The sequence below is a fragment of the Candidatus Polarisedimenticolia bacterium genome, assembly GCA_036001465.1.
Taxonomy (GTDB): Bacteria; Acidobacteriota; Polarisedimenticolia; order Gp22-AA2; family Gp22-AA2; genus Gp22-AA3.
Genome location: DASYUH010000032.1, coordinates 201,344 through 220,040 on the forward strand (window position 1 = coordinate 201,344; position 18,697 = coordinate 220,040).

The 18,697-nt window shown below is 66.4% G+C and carries 8 protein-coding genes; 5 read left to right on the forward strand and 3 right to left on the reverse strand.

Translation table 11 applies throughout. From position 1 onward, the window contains the following. Positions 1 to 2: 2 nt before the first annotated feature. The 4 genes from VGV60_06660 to VGV60_06675 all read left to right on the forward strand — a co-directional run bounded on the left by VGV60_06660 (position 3) and on the right by VGV60_06675 (position 7,554). Positions 3 to 2,216, forward strand: a complete 2,214-nt coding sequence (locus tag VGV60_06660) for a molybdopterin cofactor-binding domain-containing protein (protein HEV8700937.1) — start codon at positions 3 to 5, stop codon at positions 2,214 to 2,216. Positions 2,217 to 2,733: 517 nt separating this feature from the next. Continuing rightward, on the forward strand, positions 2,734 to 2,901 hold the full coding sequence (locus VGV60_06665) for a hypothetical protein (protein ID HEV8700938.1): 168 nt from the start codon (positions 2,734 to 2,736) through the stop codon (positions 2,899 to 2,901). Between the two features lie 115 nt (positions 2,902 to 3,016). After that, complete coding sequence (locus tag VGV60_06670; GenBank protein HEV8700939.1) at positions 3,017 to 4,522, forward strand: VCBS repeat-containing protein; 1,506 nt, start codon at positions 3,017 to 3,019, stop codon at positions 4,520 to 4,522. Positions 4,523 to 4,866: 344 nt separating this feature from the next. Continuing rightward, positions 4,867 to 7,554 carry a protein kinase gene (locus VGV60_06675; GenBank protein HEV8700940.1) on the forward strand — a complete coding sequence of 896 codons (2,688 nt, stop codon included), beginning with the start codon at positions 4,867 to 4,869 and terminating at the stop codon, positions 7,552 to 7,554. 189 nt (positions 7,555 to 7,743) lie between these two features. Here VGV60_06675 and VGV60_06680 read toward each other — a convergent pair whose 3' ends face one another. Continuing rightward, a complete protein-coding gene (locus VGV60_06680; protein ID HEV8700941.1) occupies positions 7,744 to 9,432 on the reverse strand; it encodes a tetratricopeptide repeat protein in 1,689 nt (562 codons plus the stop codon). A 1,273-nt stretch (positions 9,433 to 10,705) separates the two neighbouring features. Between VGV60_06680 and VGV60_06685 the strand changes: the two genes are divergently transcribed. Further along, positions 10,706 to 15,133, forward strand: coding sequence for an ELWxxDGT repeat protein (locus tag VGV60_06685; protein ID HEV8700942.1), 4,428 nt, complete (start codon positions 10,706 to 10,708; stop codon positions 15,131 to 15,133). Positions 15,134 to 15,716: 583 nt separating this feature from the next. Here the strand turns inward: VGV60_06685 and VGV60_06690 are convergent. Together VGV60_06690 and VGV60_06695 are read right to left on the reverse strand one after the other, a co-directional pair. Further along, positions 15,717 to 16,397, reverse strand: coding sequence for a site-specific integrase (locus tag VGV60_06690; protein HEV8700943.1), 681 nt, complete (start codon positions 16,395 to 16,397; stop codon positions 15,717 to 15,719). Positions 16,398 to 18,381: 1,984 nt separating this feature from the next. Continuing rightward, positions 18,382 to 18,561, reverse strand: coding sequence for a hypothetical protein (locus VGV60_06695; GenBank protein ID HEV8700944.1), 180 nt, complete (start codon positions 18,559 to 18,561; stop codon positions 18,382 to 18,384). Between the last annotated feature and the right edge of the window lie 136 nt (positions 18,562 to 18,697).

Below are 18,697 nucleotides of genomic sequence, written 5' to 3' on the forward strand. Positions count from 1 at the left end.
CGATGAAAACCGTGAGCATCGATCGTCGCGCCTTCCTTCGCGTCAGCGCCCTCGCCGGCGGCGGGATGCTGATCGGCCTGTCGTTCGAGCCGGGCGCGCGCGCCCAGGCGCAGCCCGCTGCGGGCCAGCCTCCTCTGAACGCGTTCATCCGCATCGCGGCCGACGGGACCGTGACCATCCTGGCGAAGAATCCCGAGGTCGGGCAGGACGTCAAGACCCTCCTGCCGATGCTGATCGCCGACGAGCTGGACGTCGACTGGAAGACGGTGCGGGTCGAACAGGCCGATCTCGACGAGGCCAGGTACGGCGAGCAGTTCGCCGGCGGCAGCCTGGCCGTGCCGGAGCAGTGGCTCCCGATGCGACAGGTCGGCGCGGGGGCCAGACAGATGCTCATCGCGGCGGCGGCCGGCGGGTGGAAGGTGCCGGAGTCGGAGTGCTCGACCGCCTCGGGGCGCGTGCACCATCGGTCGACGAAGCGCTCGATCGGCTACGGCGAGCTGGCCGCCAGAGCCGCCACGCTCACGCCCCCCGATCCGAAGACGCTCAGGCTCAAGGATCCGAAGGATTACACGATCATCGGCAAGCCGATCCCCGGCGTCGACAATCTCGCCATCGTGACCGGCAAGCCGCTCTTCGGGATCGACGTCACGGTGCCGGGCATGCTCTACGCCGCCTACGAAAAATGTCCGGTCTACGGCGGCAAGGTCGTGTCGGCCAATCTCGAAGCGATCAAGGCCCTGCCGGGGGTGAGACGCGTTTTCGTCGTCGAGGGTGGAACGGAGCTCGCCGGTCTACTCGGCGGGGTCGCCATCGTCGCCGACAACTGGTGGGCGGCCCAGAGCGCGCGAGGCAAGCTCGAGGTGAAGTGGGACGAAGGTGCGACCTCCTCCCAGAGCAGCGAGGGATTCGCGCGCCGCGCGGAGGAGCTCGCCAAGCAGCCGCCCGCGCGCACGCTGCGCAGCGACGGCGACGCGGAGGCGGCGCTCAAGTCCGCCGCCCGGGTCCTGGAGGCGTCGTACACGTATCCCTTCCTCGCGCACGCCTCCGCCGAGGTCATGAACTGCACGGCGCGCTTCGCCGACGGCAAGATGGAGATCTGGGCCCCCAGCCAGACGCCGCAGTCCGGCCGTGAGCTGGTCGCGAAAACGCTCGGCATCCCGGAGCGGGACATCACGATCCACCTGACGCGCATCGGCGCCTGCTTCGGCCGCCGCCTGAACAACGACTACATGGTCGAGGCCGCCTGGATCGCGCGGGAGTCGAAAGCACCCGTCAAGCTGGTGTGGACCCGGGAGGACGACATCCGGCATGACTTCTACCGCCCGGGCGGGTTCCATTACCTGAAGGGCGGGGTCGATGCCGCCGGCAGGATCGTCGCCTGGCGCGATCATTTCATCAGCTTCGGCGAAGGCGAGCGCTTCGTGCGCGGCGCGAGCATGTCGGAGAGTGACTTCCCGGCGCGCTTCGTGCCGAACTACGCGCTGCATGCCTCGGTCATGCCGCTGGGAGTGCCCACCGGCGCGCTGCGCGCTCCGAAGGACAACGCCGTCTGCTTCGTCGTGCAGTCGTTCATCGACGAGCTGGCGCACGCGGCGGGAAAGGACCCGCTACGGTTCCGGCTGGCGATGCTCGACGGTCCGGCTCTTCCGCCGGCGGCGGACGGAGAGCCCCTCGCGCGCTTCGACGCGAAACGGATGCGCGGCGTCTACGACCTCGCGGCCGCGAAGTCCGGCTGGGGCTCGCGCGCGCTGCCGAAGGGAACCGCCCTGGGCGTCGGCGGTCACTTCTGCCACTACGGTTATTGCGCCGCCGTGGCCGAGGTCCGGGTCGACGCCCACAACGCCGTGAGCGTGAACAAGGTCTGGACCGCCACCGACGTCGGGCGCCCGATCATCAATCCCAGCGGCGCGGCCCAGCAGGTGCAGGGCTCGGTGATCGACGGCCTGGGCCATCTGATGAACCTGGAGATCACCTTCGAGCGCGGGCGCGCCGTGCAGAGCAACCTGCACGAATACACCCCGCTGCGCATCTCGGAAGCGCCCGCCGCCATCGAGACGCACTTCCTGCAGACCGACAACCCCCCGACGGGACTCGGCGAGCCCGCTCTGCCTCCGGTCCTTCCCGCGGTCGCCAACGCCATCTTCACCGCCACGGGCAAGCGCGTCCGGGCCCTGCCGCTCTCGAAGCTGGGCTACACGTGGGCCGCGAAGGCCTGAGTCTCCCGCTCGTCGTTTCGCCGGCTGGCGCCCCGGGGGCGCGGCCTTCCGGCTTGACCGCCCACCCGTCCCCGGCCGTAGGATAGGACCCGAAGCCTTCACGTCGAGGAGCGAGATCCTTTGCCGCGGCGCGGGGAGGTCCGCCGCGCCCGGCCCTGCGCGCGGCGGGGCGGCTCCTCCGGAGGCTTGCCGCGAGGATCGCCGATGGGACAGGCTCCGAAGCGCGCGTTCCGCCTGGCGACGGCCTGCGTCGCGCTGGCGGCGCTCGCCGAGGATCGCGACGGGAGCCTCTGGATCGGGACGTACGGCGGCGGCCTCACCCGCATGCGGGACGGGGCCTTCACGGCGCTCACGGCGAAAGAGGGACTTCCGAGCGACATCGTGCGGACGCTCTACGCCGACCGGTCGGGGGCGCTCTGGGTCGGCACCGACGGCAGCGGGCTGGCCCGGGTCGAGGGAGGAAACGGCGTGAACGATTGTGAAACTTTGTCAACGCGCCCGCGTCGGGGCGCGGTCCGTGAACGGCGTCCGGATCGACAGCACGACGCTCGGGTACACTCAGGTGATCGAATACGGCATCGTCGACGGGCCGAATCGCTTCGAGGTCGTCGCCGTCGACGAGGCGGGCAACCGGTCCGCGCCGGTCTCGGCCACCTTCGATCTGTTCGGCTGCATCACGCCCTGAGAGATCGCAGCAGGGCGACGATGGGGGCGTTCCCGGCGGCCTGCATCCGGCAGGCCGGCGGGAGTATGCTGACGGGCGGCCGTCCGTTGAGAGCGTCATGATGAGCCTACGGGACTTGCTTCGTCGCCTCTGGTTCGCGATCCCGATCGCGGTCATCGCCTCCGCCGGCGTCGCGATCTCCGCCGTGCCGCCGACCTTTTCGACCAAGCGGCTCATCAATTCCATCATCAACGGACTGCTGCCGTTCGACGTCCGCACGGAAGACATCGACCGGGACGGGGACCTGGACATCTACACCGCCAATTACAGCGGGCGGATCTCCTGGTTCGAGAACGACGGTCGGCGTCCGCCCGGTCCCTGGGTCGAGCACATCCTCACCGAGTTCGCCGACGGCGCCGAGGCGGCCGTCGCCTGCCGCGTGGACGGGGATGCCGACATCGATTTCCTGTCGGCGGCGTTCAACAGGGACGAGATCGCCTGGTACGAGAACGGCGGCGACGGCCGGACCTGGACCCCGATGCCGATCACCCTCGATGTGCGCCTGGCGGTGGACGTGTGGGCCGCGGACCTGGACGGCGACGGCGACAACGACGCCATCTCCGCCTCCGGTTTCGACAGCCAGGTCGTCTGGTTCGAGAACGCGGGCGCTTTCGGCAACTTCTGGACGCCCCATGTCATATCGGCCGCGGCCGGCGAATCGGTCGAGGCGGCGGACATCGACCAGGACGGCGACCTCGACGTCGTCGCCGGCCTTCTCTGGTTCGACAGCGACGGAGGCTCCCCGCCCACCTTCACGCGGCGTGTCATCCCCACCCTTCCGGTCTCGGCGAACGCCATCGCCGTCCTGGACGTGGACCGCGACGGCGACCCGGACGTCCTCTCGGCGGGCCAGGAGAGCGACCAGATCGCCTGGCACGAGAATGACGGCAGTCTCCCGCCCCACTGGACCACGCACCTCGTTTCGACGACGGCCGATTTCGCCACGGGGGTCTATGCGGCGGACCTCGACGGCGATGCCGACGTGGACATCCTGTCCGCTTCGTTCTTCGACAACACGATCGCGTGGTACGAAAACGACGGCGGCTCGCCTCCGTCGTGGACCGAGCGCGCCATCTCCACGTCTGCCATGGGGGCCCGCTCGGTCTTCGCGGCGGATCTGGACGTCGACGGGGACATGGACGTCCTCTCGGCCAGCCAGAGCGACGCGAAGGTCGTCTGGCACGTGAACGATGCCGACTACCCCGACGCGGACCGCGACGGCATGCGCGACGAGCTCGACTGCGCTCCCGCCGACGGGACGGCGTTCGCGGTCCCGCGCGAGGTCGGCGGCGTGCGCTTCCGTTCCGGCACGCTTCTCGAATGGAACAGCGCCGTCGCCGGGTCGGGCAGCGGCGCCCGTCACGAGGTTATGCGGGGGGCGCTGTCGCAGCTGCCTACGGGTTCGGGCTCCGCGGAAACCTGCCTCGCGAGCGACGCGCCGGCGAGGGCCCTGACCGACGAAACGATCCCCGCGACTGGAACAGGCTTCTACTACCTCGTCAGGGCGTCGAACGCCTGCGGGACCGGCACCTTCGGCTCAGGCTCGTCGGGCGTTCCCCGGGATACAGGGGTGTGCCGGTGAGCCGGCGCTCCTCCGTCGTCTGCCGACCGCGCCGGCTCTGGCCATCGTCGGCGTGGTCGCGGAGGCGGATGGGAGCAAGTCATAGAACGTGACAGGTGGTGGAGGCGGCGGGGACAGTTCCCGCGTCCAAGATCTCGCCCTTTGTTCTCAGTAGGTCAAGTGGCGGAGGCGGCGGGAGTCGAACCCGCGCCACCTCAGAACGCTTAACTGGCTGATGGCGCACGACTTTTCGTCGCAGCCGGCTGACAGCTGGCTCCCAACGCGTTTGTCCTTCACGCCCTGCTCGATTCTATCTACCAGCCAATCCGTCAACCCGTCCTTTGTTCTATAATCCGCCGAACTCAATGCCCCTGTCGCCCGGAACCAAGCTCGGCCCATACGAAATAGCAGCGCCGCTCGGTGCCGGCGGCATGGGAGAGGTTTACAAAGCGCGCGACCCGCGGCTCGACCGCACGGTCGCCGTCAAGATACTTCCCACGCACCTTTCCGGCGATCCGCTGCTGCGCCAGCGTTTCGAGCGCGAAGCCAAAGCGGTCTCCAGCCTGAACCACCCGCACATCTGCACGCTGCACGACGTCGGCAGCCAGGATGGTACGGACTACCTGGTGATGGAATTCCTCGAGGGCGAAACGCTTGAGGTGCGCCTGGAGAGGGGCCCGCTGCCCCTGGCGCAGGTGCTGAAGTACGGCATCCAGATTGCCGACGCGCTCGACAAGGCGCACCGCCAAGGTGTGGTGCACCGCGACCTGAAGCCCGGCAACATCATGCTGACTACCGCCGGCGCCAAGCTGCTTGACTTCGGCCTGGCCAAGGCCGGCGCGCCGATCGCGCCCGGCTCGAACCTCACGGTCGCGCCGACCAGGACTTCGCCCGTCACGCAGCACGGCATGATTGTCGGCACCTTCCAGTACATGTCGCCGGAACAGGTGGAGGGCCGCGACGTGGATGCGCGCAGCGACCTCTTCGCTTTCGGCGCTACGCTTTACGAGATGGTCACCGCGCGCCGCGCCTTTCCGGGCAAGAGTTCGCTCAGCGTGGCCTCGGCCATCCTGGAGAGGGATCCCGAGCCGATCAGCACGCTGGCGCCGATGACGCCCCCCGCGCTCGACCGCACCATACGCAAGTGCCTGGCCAAGGACCCGGAGGATCGCTGGCAGACGGCGCGCGATTTGCTGCTCGAATTGAAGTGGATTGAAGAGGCGGGCTCCCAGGCCGGCGTTCCGGCGGTGGTCTCGACGCGTCGCAGAATCGCGGAGCGCGCGTGGATGGTCGGCGTCGCGGCCCTCCTGCCGGCCACGGCCGCGCTGGGCGTCCTCTACTACCGCAGCGTTTCGGTGGAACCCCAGGTCGTGCGGGCTTTCATTCCAGCGCCGGAGAAGGGCAATTTTCGTTTCAGCGGCGGGGGAAATCAGGGTCCGGTGACTATTTCACCCGACGGGCGCATGCTTGCTTTCTCCGCGCAAGGCGCCGACGGCATCCAGTTGCTCTACGTCCGACCTGTCGATTCGACCACGGCGCAGCCGCTGGCCGGCACGGCAGGCGCCGGGATGCCTTTCTGGTCTCCCGACAGCCGCAGCATCGGCTTTTTCGCGGACGGAAAACTGAAGCGAATCGAAGCCAGTGGCGGTCCGGCGCTGACCCTCTGCGAAGTGGGCGTCGTCGGGCGCGGCGGCACGTGGAACCGCGAGGGCGTGATCGTTTTCGCTCCGACTCCCAACGGCCCCCTTTACAAGGTTCGGGACACCGGCGGCCAATCCACGCCCGTCACTCACGTGGATACGGCCCGCGGTGAAACCTCCCATCGCTGGCCGCAGTTCCTGCCCGATGGAAGGCATTTCCTTTTCTTTGCGCGACTCGGCGCTCTGGGCACTTCGAACGAGAACAACGGCATTCATGTTGGCTCTTTGGATGGACACCCCCCGAAGTTTCTGTTTGGCACGCAGACCAACGCGGCCTATGCATCGGGCTACATGCTCTTCCTGCGCGGAAACACACTGATGGCCCAGCCTTTCCATCTGGAAAGGCTCGACCTGGTTGGAGAAGCCGTGCCCCTTGCCGAGCAGATTCAGGAAGAACCCTCCAGCGCCATCGGAGTGTTCTCCGCCTCACAAACCGGAGTGCTGGCCTATCAGACTGGCGGAGAAATGGTCGGGTCCAATTTGTTTTGGCGCGACCGTGCAGGGAAGCAGACCGGCGCGCTGGGTGACCCGGCCGGTTACATGGACCTCAGCATATCGCGCGACCGGCGGAAGGTCGCCGTGAGCATGGTGGACCCGAGCGCGGGCCCGCCGGATATCTGGATTTACGAAGTGTCACGGGGCTTGCGGTCACGCTTCACTTTCGATCCGGCCGTGGATCGTTGGCCCATCTGGTCGCCGGACAGCACGCGCGTCGCTTTCAGTTCCAACCGCAGGGGGCAATTCAACCTGTACATCAAGTCGTACGCGGGCTCCGGGATCGAGGAATCACTCCTGGAAGATGACCGCGATAAGATTCTCACCGACTGGTCTTCCGACGGCCGTTATGTCCTGTATGAGACCCGGGGTGACCCCAAAACCCAGTCCGACGTGTGGGCCCTGCCATTATCCGGCGACCGCAAGCCGATCCCTGTGCTCCAGACTCCGTTCCGCGAGCTCGAGGCCGTCTTTTCCCCCGATGGGCGCTGGATCGCCTACACCTCGGATGAGTCGGGACGGGGCGAGGTGTATGTCACTTCCTTCCCCGGGCCGGGACGAAAGTGGCAGGTTTCCACCAGCGGCGGCGTTCTGCCCCGCTGGTCCGGCACCGGGAGAGAGGTTTTCTTTGATGGTCCGGGCGAACGCATCATGGCGGCTGCGGTGAGCGTCCGCGGTGATACGTTCGAGGTGGGAGGCACGCAACAGCTCTTTGAGATTCGCTCGCAGCGACCGGGAAACGTCTTCGACGTCACACCGGACGGCCAGCGGTTTCTGGTGAACACCGCCACACAGGCGCAAAACTCCGTGCCCATGACTCTGGTGGTGAATTGGCCCGCTGAACTGAAGAAGAAGTAGCAGTCCTGCTGTCCCCTTGCCATGGAGCTGGACGCTCACGGCGACTTCCCAGGCTGCATCACGCGCCTGGCGAACGACTGGCGCGGCAGCGGATGGATATCGATGGCGGGCGACTCGTCTCCTGCGCCGCGCGGCTGGTTGAGGCGGCGGGAGCCCAGCCCGTGCGGCCGCAAGCGCTTCCGCGGGTTTCTACCGGCTCGTGACGCGCGAGGAGTCCGCCTGGAGGAACGCCTTCGCGCGGGCCATCTCCGGCCGCTGGCCGTCTCCGTCCTTGGCGAGATCCAGCAACCGACGATAGTGCTCGCGCGCCGTCTCCGCCTTGCCGGCACGCTCGGCCGCGAGCGCGGCGCCGGCCGTCGCACGATAGCGGCCCGGATTGATCTGCAGCGACCGCTCGAAGGCGGCCAGCGCGTCATCCGGCCGCTTCAGCTCCAGATACAGATCGCCCAGCAGCTCGCGGATCGGAACGATCGCGCCGGGACTGACCGGGTGCTTGCCAAGCGCGTCCTCCTCATCGGCCGCATAGCGAAGAAGGGCGATCGCCTCGTCGTGACGGCTCTCCGACCATGCGATCCAGCCGGCCACGGCAAGCATCTGCAGCTCCAACTGCCTGCGGAAGAAGGTGGCGCTGGGGTGGCTGCTGGCGTCGCGAAGCTCCTTCATTTTCGCCATCGCCTGGCGGGCGCCGGGCGCGTCAGCGGTGCGCACTCTCCCGAGCGCGCGGGCGAACTCGACGTGCGCGGCATCGAAGGGGAACTTCTCCACGAGAGCCTGGCGCGGCGGAGCCAGGGAGACGGCTTCCTGCCAGGCCTGACGCTCGACGACCAGACGCGCCGGGATCGCCCCGGCGGCGTAGGCCACCGCGAAGTCCACCTCAGGGTACGTCCTGGCGATCTTCGCCAGCCGGTCCGCCACCTCTCGAGCCTTGGCGTCCTGGGCCGTCTGCAGATACCCGTACGCCAGGTAGTCGAGGGCGTGCAGCTCGTTGTAGTTCGCCGCGTCGGGATGGTATTTGCGGGAATACTCCCTGGCGGCCTGGGAGGACGCCAGGTTGGCGTCGATCGACTTCTGCCACATGCCGAGGCGCGTGTAGATGTGCGACGGCATGTGAAGCGCGTGCGGGACCCACGGGGCGAGGCTGGCGTACTGATCGGCGGCCGCGAGGCCTTTCGGAGCCAGCGACGGATAGTCGTACGCATGAATCAGGTAGTGCACCAGGCCCGGGTGGTTCGGGTTCTTCTTCCAGAGCGGCTCCAGGATCCCGGCGGCCTTCAACTGGATCGGGAGGTCCTCCTCCTTCGGACTCGACAGGATCAGCGACAGGGCGTAGAAGGCCGCCGCTTCGACGTCGGCCGGGTATTTGGCGTGGACCTTCTCCATCGCCTGCGAAAAAGCGGCCCGCCTGGTGCGGTAATCCGTCGGCCCGTGGCAGCTCTGTCCAGCCGGACCCGTGGCGGTCTCCTTCGCGGCATCATAAAAAGCGGCCAGGGCCCCGATGTAGTCGCGCTCCCGCTCGCTGACGGTCCCGGCGGCTTGGGCCTTCGAGATCGCCTCGAGCCCCGCCTTGAGCTCGTCGTCGGTCGGAGGCGCCCAGATCGGGTGGTAATACGTCATGGCCACCCCCCAGTGCGCCATGGCGCAGGAAGGGTCCAGCGTGGCCGCCGACGTGAACACGCGCCGCGCTTCCTCATAGAAGAACGAGTGCAGCAGCGCCACACCGCGCAGGAACTCGGGCTGCGCCTTCGCGCTGCACGAGGTCGGGAATTCGACGGTGCCGACCTTGCTCAGGTCGCCCAGGACGGGCGACTCGGCCGCCAGGGAGTCGAGAGCCCTGGGCGCAAGCACCAGCAGGATTGGGATCAGGATTGATCGTCTCATCGTCGCAGACTCTCCACAGGGCAATCCTCGGAACGGGTGATCCTCACCGCGAGGCGGTTGCCGTATCCCGCAAGGCTAGCAGAACGGATGAGGGGCTGCAAAGTAATCAGCGATTCACATAAGGCGCGCCACCAACGCGATCGCGTACGCCGCGGACGGGTCAGCCAGTGGTCCGGCGCGTGCCGGGAGCTTGGTGTCCATCCGCTTGGCGTCACTCGACGAGATTGGCCAAGCCCCGACTGCCCGAAGAAATAATTGGTGGAGGCGGCGGGAGTCGAACCCGCGCCGCCCCAAAACGCTAACTGGCTGATGGCGCGCGACTTTTCGTCGTAACTGGCTGGAAATTCGTTGCCTTGTTGTCAATTCGTTGTGCTCTGGAGTGCTCTGCTGTGCTCTGGAGTGCTCCCCAGTCTTGGAGATATGTTGGAGACGGCCGACAGGAGCTATTGCCAGCCACACGGGGACTGGTCGCGCGATCCAGCTCGCTGGGCTCGGTGCTGAAGGCGGCAACGCGAAGACGTGGCAACAGCGGGAATTCACCTTGGCCGCGCCGGGCAGCCGCGGACGGACCGCCTCCTGGCGGTCAGTCGTCACCAGCATGCGGTCTCGCGGGCTCAGCAGGCCCCGCCCACCCCGATTCAGGACGTGCGTGTAGATCGCCGTGTCGACGTCTTGTGCTCTGGAGTCCTCCCGAGTCTTGGAGATATGTTGGAGACGGAGTTGGCACCTCTGGTCTCAAACAACAGGGTCTCCCGATAGCCCGGGACGGTCCACCTTCGTCCGGAGCGACGACCTCGGCGCGGCCCGGGCGCTGTTGCGCCGTCGCAGGGCGGCGCCCGGACGGGTCGGCCTGTTTCCATCCAAACCAAAGCCTTTCCGCCTCACCGAAAACCGGTTGCGGGGCCATTCTTTTCGCGGTATATGGCTGCTCAAGCTGCGGTTTGAGGAAACACGGCGCGCACTCGGTCGAGGAGGGGGCAACCTCGGGCGGTTCCAGGGGCGTGGGTTCGTAGAGCCTGGAGTGCAGCCGGCGTCCATCACAAAAACTCCATCCGCGAGACCGACGCCTCGCATGTGGGGAGCCATCGCGCCCAGAGGAGGATCGGTCATGTCGTCCGTCTCTTGGCTCCATCGTCATCGATACGCGCTGGTTGTCTCGCTAGCAGTTGCCCTGGCCGGGAGCCGCATCTACCTGGGCGGGGCCGTCGGGACGGACGCGGCAACCTCTCCCGCGATCTCTGCGACGCCGAGCAGGTTCGGGTCGGGTCAGACCGTGAAGGTCAAAGGGTCGGGGTTCGATCCGAGCGTCAGCGTCGTCGTCTGGTTCGACGCCAACGGAAACGGCACGAAGGAGTCGGGCGAGGCCGGGACGACGGTCGCGACCGACTCGGCCGGGAGCTTCGCCGGGGCCTCCATCGACGTGTTCGGCTCCCCCGGCTCTTACCCCATCCGCGCGAGCAGCCCGGGCTCGTCGACCGTGCGGGCAACGATCAGCATCGGCAGCTGCTGGGTCCAGGATGAGGGCTGCACGATCAATGGAGCCCAATACATCTGTCTCCTCGGGGACTCGCCGAGTGACATGATCTCGGACTGCAAGGCGATCGACTCCAACTACTCCGACACGACGAAGTTTCCGAATGGCTGGGACCTGTCGAACGTGGGGCCGCGGTTCGCGGGCGCTGGCGTTCTTGCCGCGGCGGCCGTCAGCGTCAATCCGGTTCCGCTGTCGGGTTGTATCGCGATGACGAACGCGATCTCGGTCGCGACAGGCCTGCCATACAACAACATCGTCCCGGACCAGTTCTACGCGTTGGAGCCCACGCATGGATTACTGAGCACCGCCTGCGGCGTTCCGGCCCTGGGCATCCCACCCTTCGATCTGCCCCTCTACCTCACGCACGCCGCCATCGAGGCGGCGCTACCAGGCCATCACGGGCTCCCGGACCCCGCCCTGGACGACGCCGCCGTCATCGAGGCGGTCGTCGCGGGGATCCAGGCCGCCGCCGCGACCGCCGAGCTCCAGCTTCCGGGATCTGGCGTGACTCTGCTAATCGCCGCCCAACAGGCCCTGGCCGCAGCCGCTGTGGACGGCGCCATCGCCTGCGGCTTCGTGAACTACTACTGCAACGGCAGCGACATAACCGGAAACATCATCGCCCACAGCAATCTGCAGAAGCAGCTGCTGCCCTTCAAGTTCGGGGGCTCCACGCGTTGGGGGGACATCATCGGCTGGGCCAGACCCGCGTGCCGCAGCAACGTGATCCCGCCAGAAGGCGAGGTCGGTGAGTGCTCGACGCCCGACACCCTCCCCAATCCCGGCTCCGCGGGTGACCTCAACATTCTCGCGGACGAGATTTGTGCGACCGGTCCGATCGTCGGGCTCAGCATCGGCTATGACGGTGACCTGAGCTTCGACATCAACGACAACCCCGATCCGGAGCTGGGCCCCGGTCCCGCCATCGAGAGTCTGACCAACTACCACAACTTCCAGCCGGGCCCTGGTGGGTCGGAGCCTCCGAGTGGACTCGACATCGAGATCCCGCTGGCGGATCGCGGGCTCTTCCTGCCGACGCTCGAGAAGCTTCGGATAGGGACAACGGTGGAGGTCTGCGGTCGATGGGTCGCGGACATGCACCAGTCCTGGAACGAGCTCCATCCGGTCACGTCGATCACGATCCTCGACGAAACGCCGCCGGTCATCGCGCCGACGGTCGCGCTGGTGAAGGACATCAACCCCGTCGGCGGCAGCTCGGTCTTCGGGGCCGGTGTCAACGTGAACGGGGTGCTGTTCGTCGCGGCCAATGACGGGGTCCATGGGCTCGAGCTGTGGAAGAGCGACGGGACGGCGGGGGGCACGGTGCTGGTGAAGGACATCTACCCCTCCGGCGACTCGCTTCCCCAAGGGCTCGAGGGCACGAACGTCAACGGGACGCTGTTCTTCCGGGCCGCCGACGGGGTCCACGGGTTCGAGCTGTGGAAGAGTGACGGCACGGCGGCGGGCACGGTTCTCGTGAAGGACATCAACCCCGGCGCCGGCACGGCGTTCCCGCAGAACATGACAAACGTCAACGGTGTGCTGTTCTTCACGGCCGATGACGGCCTCCAGGGGCGCGAGCTGTGGATGAGCGACGGCACGGCGGCGGGCACCCTTATCGTGGAGGACATCAACCTTGGCGCCGGCAGTTCGCTTACCCAGGGGCCCGCGCTGCTCACGAACGTCAACGGGAGGCTGTTCTTCCCGGCCGATGACGGGGTCCAGGGGCGCGAGCTGTGGACGAGCGACGGGACGGAGGTGGGTACCCAGCTCGTGGCGGACTTCACCCCCGTCCCCGGCTGGTCCTCGATTCCCTACGAGCTGACGAACGTCAACGGGACGCTGTACTTCGGGCTGGTCAATTGGATTCTTGATGGAGTGTACCACCTGAACGTGTTCGATCTCTTTACCTTGAGGGGGCTGGTCAAGGACATCAACCCCCCCAACATCGTCGGAGGCGCGCTTGTCGGCGGCCTGACAAATGTGAGCGGAACGCTGTTCTTCACGGCGGATGACGGGGTCCACGGGCGCGAGCTGTGGCGGAGCAACGGGTCGGAGGGTAGCACTCAGCTGGTGAAGGACATCCAGCCCCCGACCGGGGCTAGCCCCAGCAGACTGACGAACGTGAACGGGACGCTGTTCTTCGTGGTCAGTGACGGGACTCAGGCCGGGGGTCACGGGGCCGAGCTGTGGAAAAGTGACGGCACGGAGGAGGGCACCGTGCTCGTGAAGGACATCTATCCCGGCCCCAGCAGCTCGAATCCCGGCATCCTCACGAACGTGAACGGGACGCTTTTCTTCCAGGCCACGGACGGGATCCACGGGCTCGAGCTGTGGATGAGCGATGGGTCGGAGGCGGGCACCGTGCTCGTGGCGGACATCAATCCCGGCGCCGGCGACTCGAATCCGAGCAACCTGACGAACGTGAACGGGACGCTCTTCTTCCAGGCCACGGACGGGATCCACGGGACTGAGCTGTGGGCAACGCGATCTCGAGTCGTCCAGGCCGAGTCGGCGACGGGCGCCGGTCCAGTGCGCTTCGAGACGAGCGCGGGCGCCTTGATCAACCTCCAGGCCGTGAGCGAAAGCAGCCTGCCCACAGCCGGCAAACCGGCGGGCGTGACCTTCCCGTTCGGCTTCTTCGGGTGGACGATCGGCGACCTGACGCCGGGTCAGATGGTAACGATTCGCATGGACTTTCCGTCCGCGGTGCCGTTGCCGCCTCAGTACTGGAAGGTGGACAACAACGGGGTGTGGGCGAACCTGTGTCTGCAAGTGCCGTGCGTCGTCAAGGGCAGCAAGACCCTCGAGCTCACCATGACCGACGGCGGCGTGGGCGATCTCGACGGTACGGCGAATGGCACGATCCGCGACCCGGGTGGGCCGGGATCGGCGGGCGGATCCGAGCCGATCCCGGTGGCGAACGCCGGGCCGGACCAGACCGTGGACGAGGGCACTGTCGTCACGCTGGACGGCTCGGCGAGCACGGGGTCCGGCCTGAGCTTCGCCTGGTCACAAATCGCAGGCCCCGCGGTCTTGCTCTCCAGCGCGACGAGCCCGACGCCAGGCTTCACGGCACCCCTCCTGCCGGGCGGACTCGGCGCCAATCAGACTCTCACCTTCCATCTCACCGTCAGCAGCGGCGGGGTCTCCAGTACCGACACCGTGGACATCAGCGTGCGGAACGCCAATCACCCCCCGGTGGCCGACGCAGGGGCCGACCAGAACGTCAGCGAGGAGAGCCCGGTCACGCTGAGCGCCGTCAACAGCTTCGATCCCGACGGAGACCCCCTCGTCGCCTACCAGTGGACACAGACAGGCGGGCCGGCCGTGGTTCTGGACGACGCAGCGACGACCCAGGCCACGTCCACCGCGCCTCTGCTGCCCGGCGGCGTGGGCGGCGGCGCGGTCCTGACCTTCCAGGTCACGGTCTCGGACGGCCAGCTCACGAGCACGGACGAGGTTGTGGTGACGGTCGAGCAGGTGAACCACCCCCCGATCGCGAACGCCGGGGCCGATCAGACGAAGGAGGAAGGCAGCCCCGTGACGCTGAACGGCGCCGAGAGCAGCGACCCGGACGGGGACCCGCTGACGTACGCGTGGAGCCAGGTGAGCGGACCGCCCGTCACCCTCTCGAACCCCGGGAGTCCGACGCCGAGCTTCACGGCCCCCGCGGTGGGGCCTGACGGGGCGACGGTCGTCCTCGAGCTCGTCGTGAGTGACGGGATGGCCACGGGCGGTCCGCACCAAGTCCGCATCAACGTGCTGAACGTCAACGACTCACCGGCCTGCAACCTGGCGCAGCCGAGCCGGGCGCTTCTCTGGCCGCCGAACCACAAGCTGCTGCCCGTCGAGATCCTCGGGGTGACGGACACGAGCAACGGTCAGGTGGCGATCACCATCACCGGGGTGACGCAGGACGAGCCTGTGAACGACCTCGGCGACGGTGACACGAGCCCGGACGCCGTGCTTCAGGGCAGCACGGTCCTGCTCCGGGCGGAGCGGGCCGGTGACGGAGACGGCCGGGTCTACGAGGTGTCCTTCATGATCAGCGATGGGCAGGGAGGGAGCTGCACCGGATCGGTCCGCGTCGGCGTGCCCCGCAGGATGAAGGCGGAGACGGGCGCGATCGACGACGGCCAGCTCTACGACGCCACCCAACCGTGAGCAGCCATATCTGAGCGCGGGCAAGCTTCTGCCGGCCCGGGAGGCGTCGCGGCACCTCCAGGCGTCTCGCCGGTTGCCGGGGAGCAGGTCCGGGCTTGCGCATGATGTGCCGTCACATCCCAGCGAGCAGTCGGATGGCCTCATCCTCGTCGGGCGGACAGCCCATAGGAAGTTCAGTGCGACCAGGCAAGGCTGGTCGAAGCGGATAGGAGGAGGCGATGCCTCCGTGAAACATCTTGAGTTGTCCAGCGGATGCAAATCCCTCCCGGTAAGGGGTGAGCCCGCATGGGCTGGTCGCGAGCCTGGCGACGGCACCGGCAACGGGTTCGGCGATGCGTAGGCACGCGAGTCGGTGGGCCATGGGTAGGTAGCCAGGAAGACTATGTCATTCCGGTGGGCCCAGGGCGTTGAATTGCCTGAACGCGACCGCGGCCATTACGTGGCGCCGGCTTTTCCTCTACTACCCCGGTCGACGGCAGCTACCCGCCGCGCTCTCGGCGCTCATCGAGGCACTGCGATTGAGGTAAGGGAGTCACCTCCGCCAGGCACCAGGCATATACACGTCCCCATGGAGACGGCGAGGTCAGTTCCCGCGTCCAAGATCTCGCCCCTTGTTATCAGCAAATTGAGTGGTGGAGGCGGCGGGAGTCGAACCCGCGGCCAAACCTACTAAACCCCTGTTTCCGTTACGACTTGCTTTGGCACCGGTTTCGCGTTGTGCTCCTGTTGTGCTGGCGACCTTCAGGGAACGCCCAACGACCTCTGTCATCTCAACGAGCCGATCCTTCCGAGCCCGCCCATAGACGTTCATAGTCAGGTTTGCGGTCGAATGCCGCGCCAGGACCTGGGCTTCCTTTGCCGAGGCGCCGGCTTCGAGAATCAAGCTGACAAACGCCGTACGGAAGGCATGAAAATCGATCTTCCCCTCGGAGGACCACTTCGCAATGCCGGCCCACTTTAGATCTTGGTCCAGGTCACGCCCAGGATGGCTCGGAACGAAGGCAAGTGCCTCTTCCGGTCCCTTGTCCTTCACAGCCTCGTGAAGCTGCTTTACGAGCCAGCTTGGCAGGGGCTGAAACCCCGCCTTCCGGTTCTTCGTCCACGAAGCCTCGAGATGAACGCCACACAGGGCAGGGTCGAGATTACGGACTCTGAGGGCGCGCAGCTCGCCGGCACGCAACCCGGAAGCGCACGCCAATTGATAGGCGCGACGTCGGTGCGGAGCACAGGAGCGCAGAAGGCGAGCTATCTCATCGCCGGTCATTGCCCGTCTCCTAGTCCGCGGCGACGTATCGAAAGCCGCGAGGCCCCCGAGCGGGTCACTCTCCAAGTAGCCGCGAGAAACCGACCAGTCGCAGAACGCGGCCAAGGCTTCCGCACGGTTCTGGACGGTCTTGCCGGACTTGCCGTCCGACTCCAACTCACGAAGCGCTTTCTCTACCTCAGGCAGAGACCCCGGCAGGTCCCCGAGAGTCTCTAAACCGAGCGTGTCCTTCCACCACTTCAGATGCGCCTTGCGCATCCGCGCGTGAGTCACGCCCCAAGCATGTCCAGCGCGACCGCCCTGCGATCGACCCCAGGCCAGGTACTCTGAAATCACCCCCGCGACAGCCCTCGGGAGGTCAGAGGGCTTGGGCGCCGGCTTCCATCCATTGCGAATCGCGTCCTGCTCAGTTTGCACGTGGAGCGCGAGCTTCTCTGTACCCGAGCGACTCGTTGTTCCCAGAGCCGTTCTCCTGCGTCCATCATGGGCCGTGTACTGGAATCGAAACCGAGGATGGGGCTTCCCGTTCCTGTCCTTCGTCTGAAACACGTATGGCATGGCGTCTCTCCGTTTCCCTTCCCCTAACTGTTATCGGTCATGATAACCGGTTCTCCGTATCATGAAGCGACCTAGCAGCACGCTGCGCATCGCGGGCCAGCCGGTCCGCACGTGCCTCGAACCATGCGAGCACGCGGCCTACCTGCCAGGTCGAACGGCCGGCGAACCGGACCGGAGGCGGGAGTTCATGGCGAGCGACCATTCTTCGAACTGTCCGCTTGCTAACGCAGAGCGCCGCAGATAACGCCCGCTCGTCCACCAAGGCCCGGTCGGGGAGTTCAGCGAGGGTGGTTACGACCACGCCTACCGACCTCGGCACGCACCCGGCGGTCCGAGGATTGACATCCCTCAGCGGCTCCGTCGGCACCATTTCCGACGACCCCGCTGTGTCTGGTTCGTCCGCTTCTGGCAGAGAGGAGTCCGACTGCTTCATGGCATTTTTATAAACGATTCCGGCGCCATTGGACACTGCATTTGGAGTGTAAGGCGGGTCTCATGCTTGCACCATTGCCCGGCTTGATGCCCGGGGAAGGCCGTTTCATACGGGTACGACTGAAGCACAGGTCACGGACGTGACCGTGCGAAGGCTACAAAAAGCCCTTCATACCAAGATATGAAGGGTCACCGGCTCTTCGCTTCGCCAGAAATGGCTCAGCTCAGCCTAATTGCGGCGGTTGTGTCGGACGCTACGCGCCGCCACCCCGATTTTCTTCCCTCGGTGCGGCTGACACCGCACTGGACCTCGGGCTTCGACCGCCCCTTGTAGAGCACGGGGCAGGTCTCGTCCTTCGCCCCCGAATGGGGCTACGGATTCGAAAATCGGGGTGTCGGCGCTGCTCGCTTTCGCTCGCCGCTGCCGGACACAACCGCCGCAAAAACTAATTCATCCCGCGCGGAGGCGGGCCGGGGTCAATTTGCCTTACGGCGAGATCGCCGGCGAAAGCCTCTGTCGCGGGAGTTATAAAGCACTAGCATGGAGCATGAATCCAAACCGAGGCGCCTTCCAAGATACAAGCGCGACCCGGACCAGTTCGGTCGGTTCGAACTGACCGAACGCGACCAAGCGATACTTCGATTGGTCCATAGCTATCGCTTCGTCACTAGCGACCACATCATCGCACTCATCCCCGGCTCAAAGCGGCAGATCGCTAAACGCTTGCAGGGCATGTTCCATCATGGTCTGGTGGCCCGGCTTCTCCCCCAACTTCGCGTTCGGGGAGGAGTCCCAGAAACGGGCCTCGGGTCGCCAAAGGTTACCTACGCCCTGGACTCCGCAGGAGTGCAGGCGCTCTGTCGTGCAGATGGCCTATCGCCGCACGACGTGAATTGGGATCCAAGTCAGAACGCTACCATGCACTGGTTCATGGAGCACCGACTCATGGTATCTACGTTCAGGGCCACACTGGAGCTCGCCCTGGAGCAGCACTCACACCTCGAGCATCTCGGCTGGGCAGACGAGGAGGCGCTTCGGGACTCCGTCAGAGTCCGGTACCCTGACGGTGAGGAGAGAGTCCACCGCGTCGCTCCGGACGGATATTTCGCGGTTGACGACGCTGGGGTACGCCGAAACTTTTTTCTCGAAGCTGACCGTGGTACCGAGGAGCATCCTCGCATCCTCGCCAAGCTCCTGTCTTACTGGTGGTACTTTGGCGATACTTCACCCTACAATCAAAAGTACGACAACCCTAGAAACCGGCTCGTGCTTTTCGTCTGCACTTCCGAAAGGCGGATGGCTGCCATCC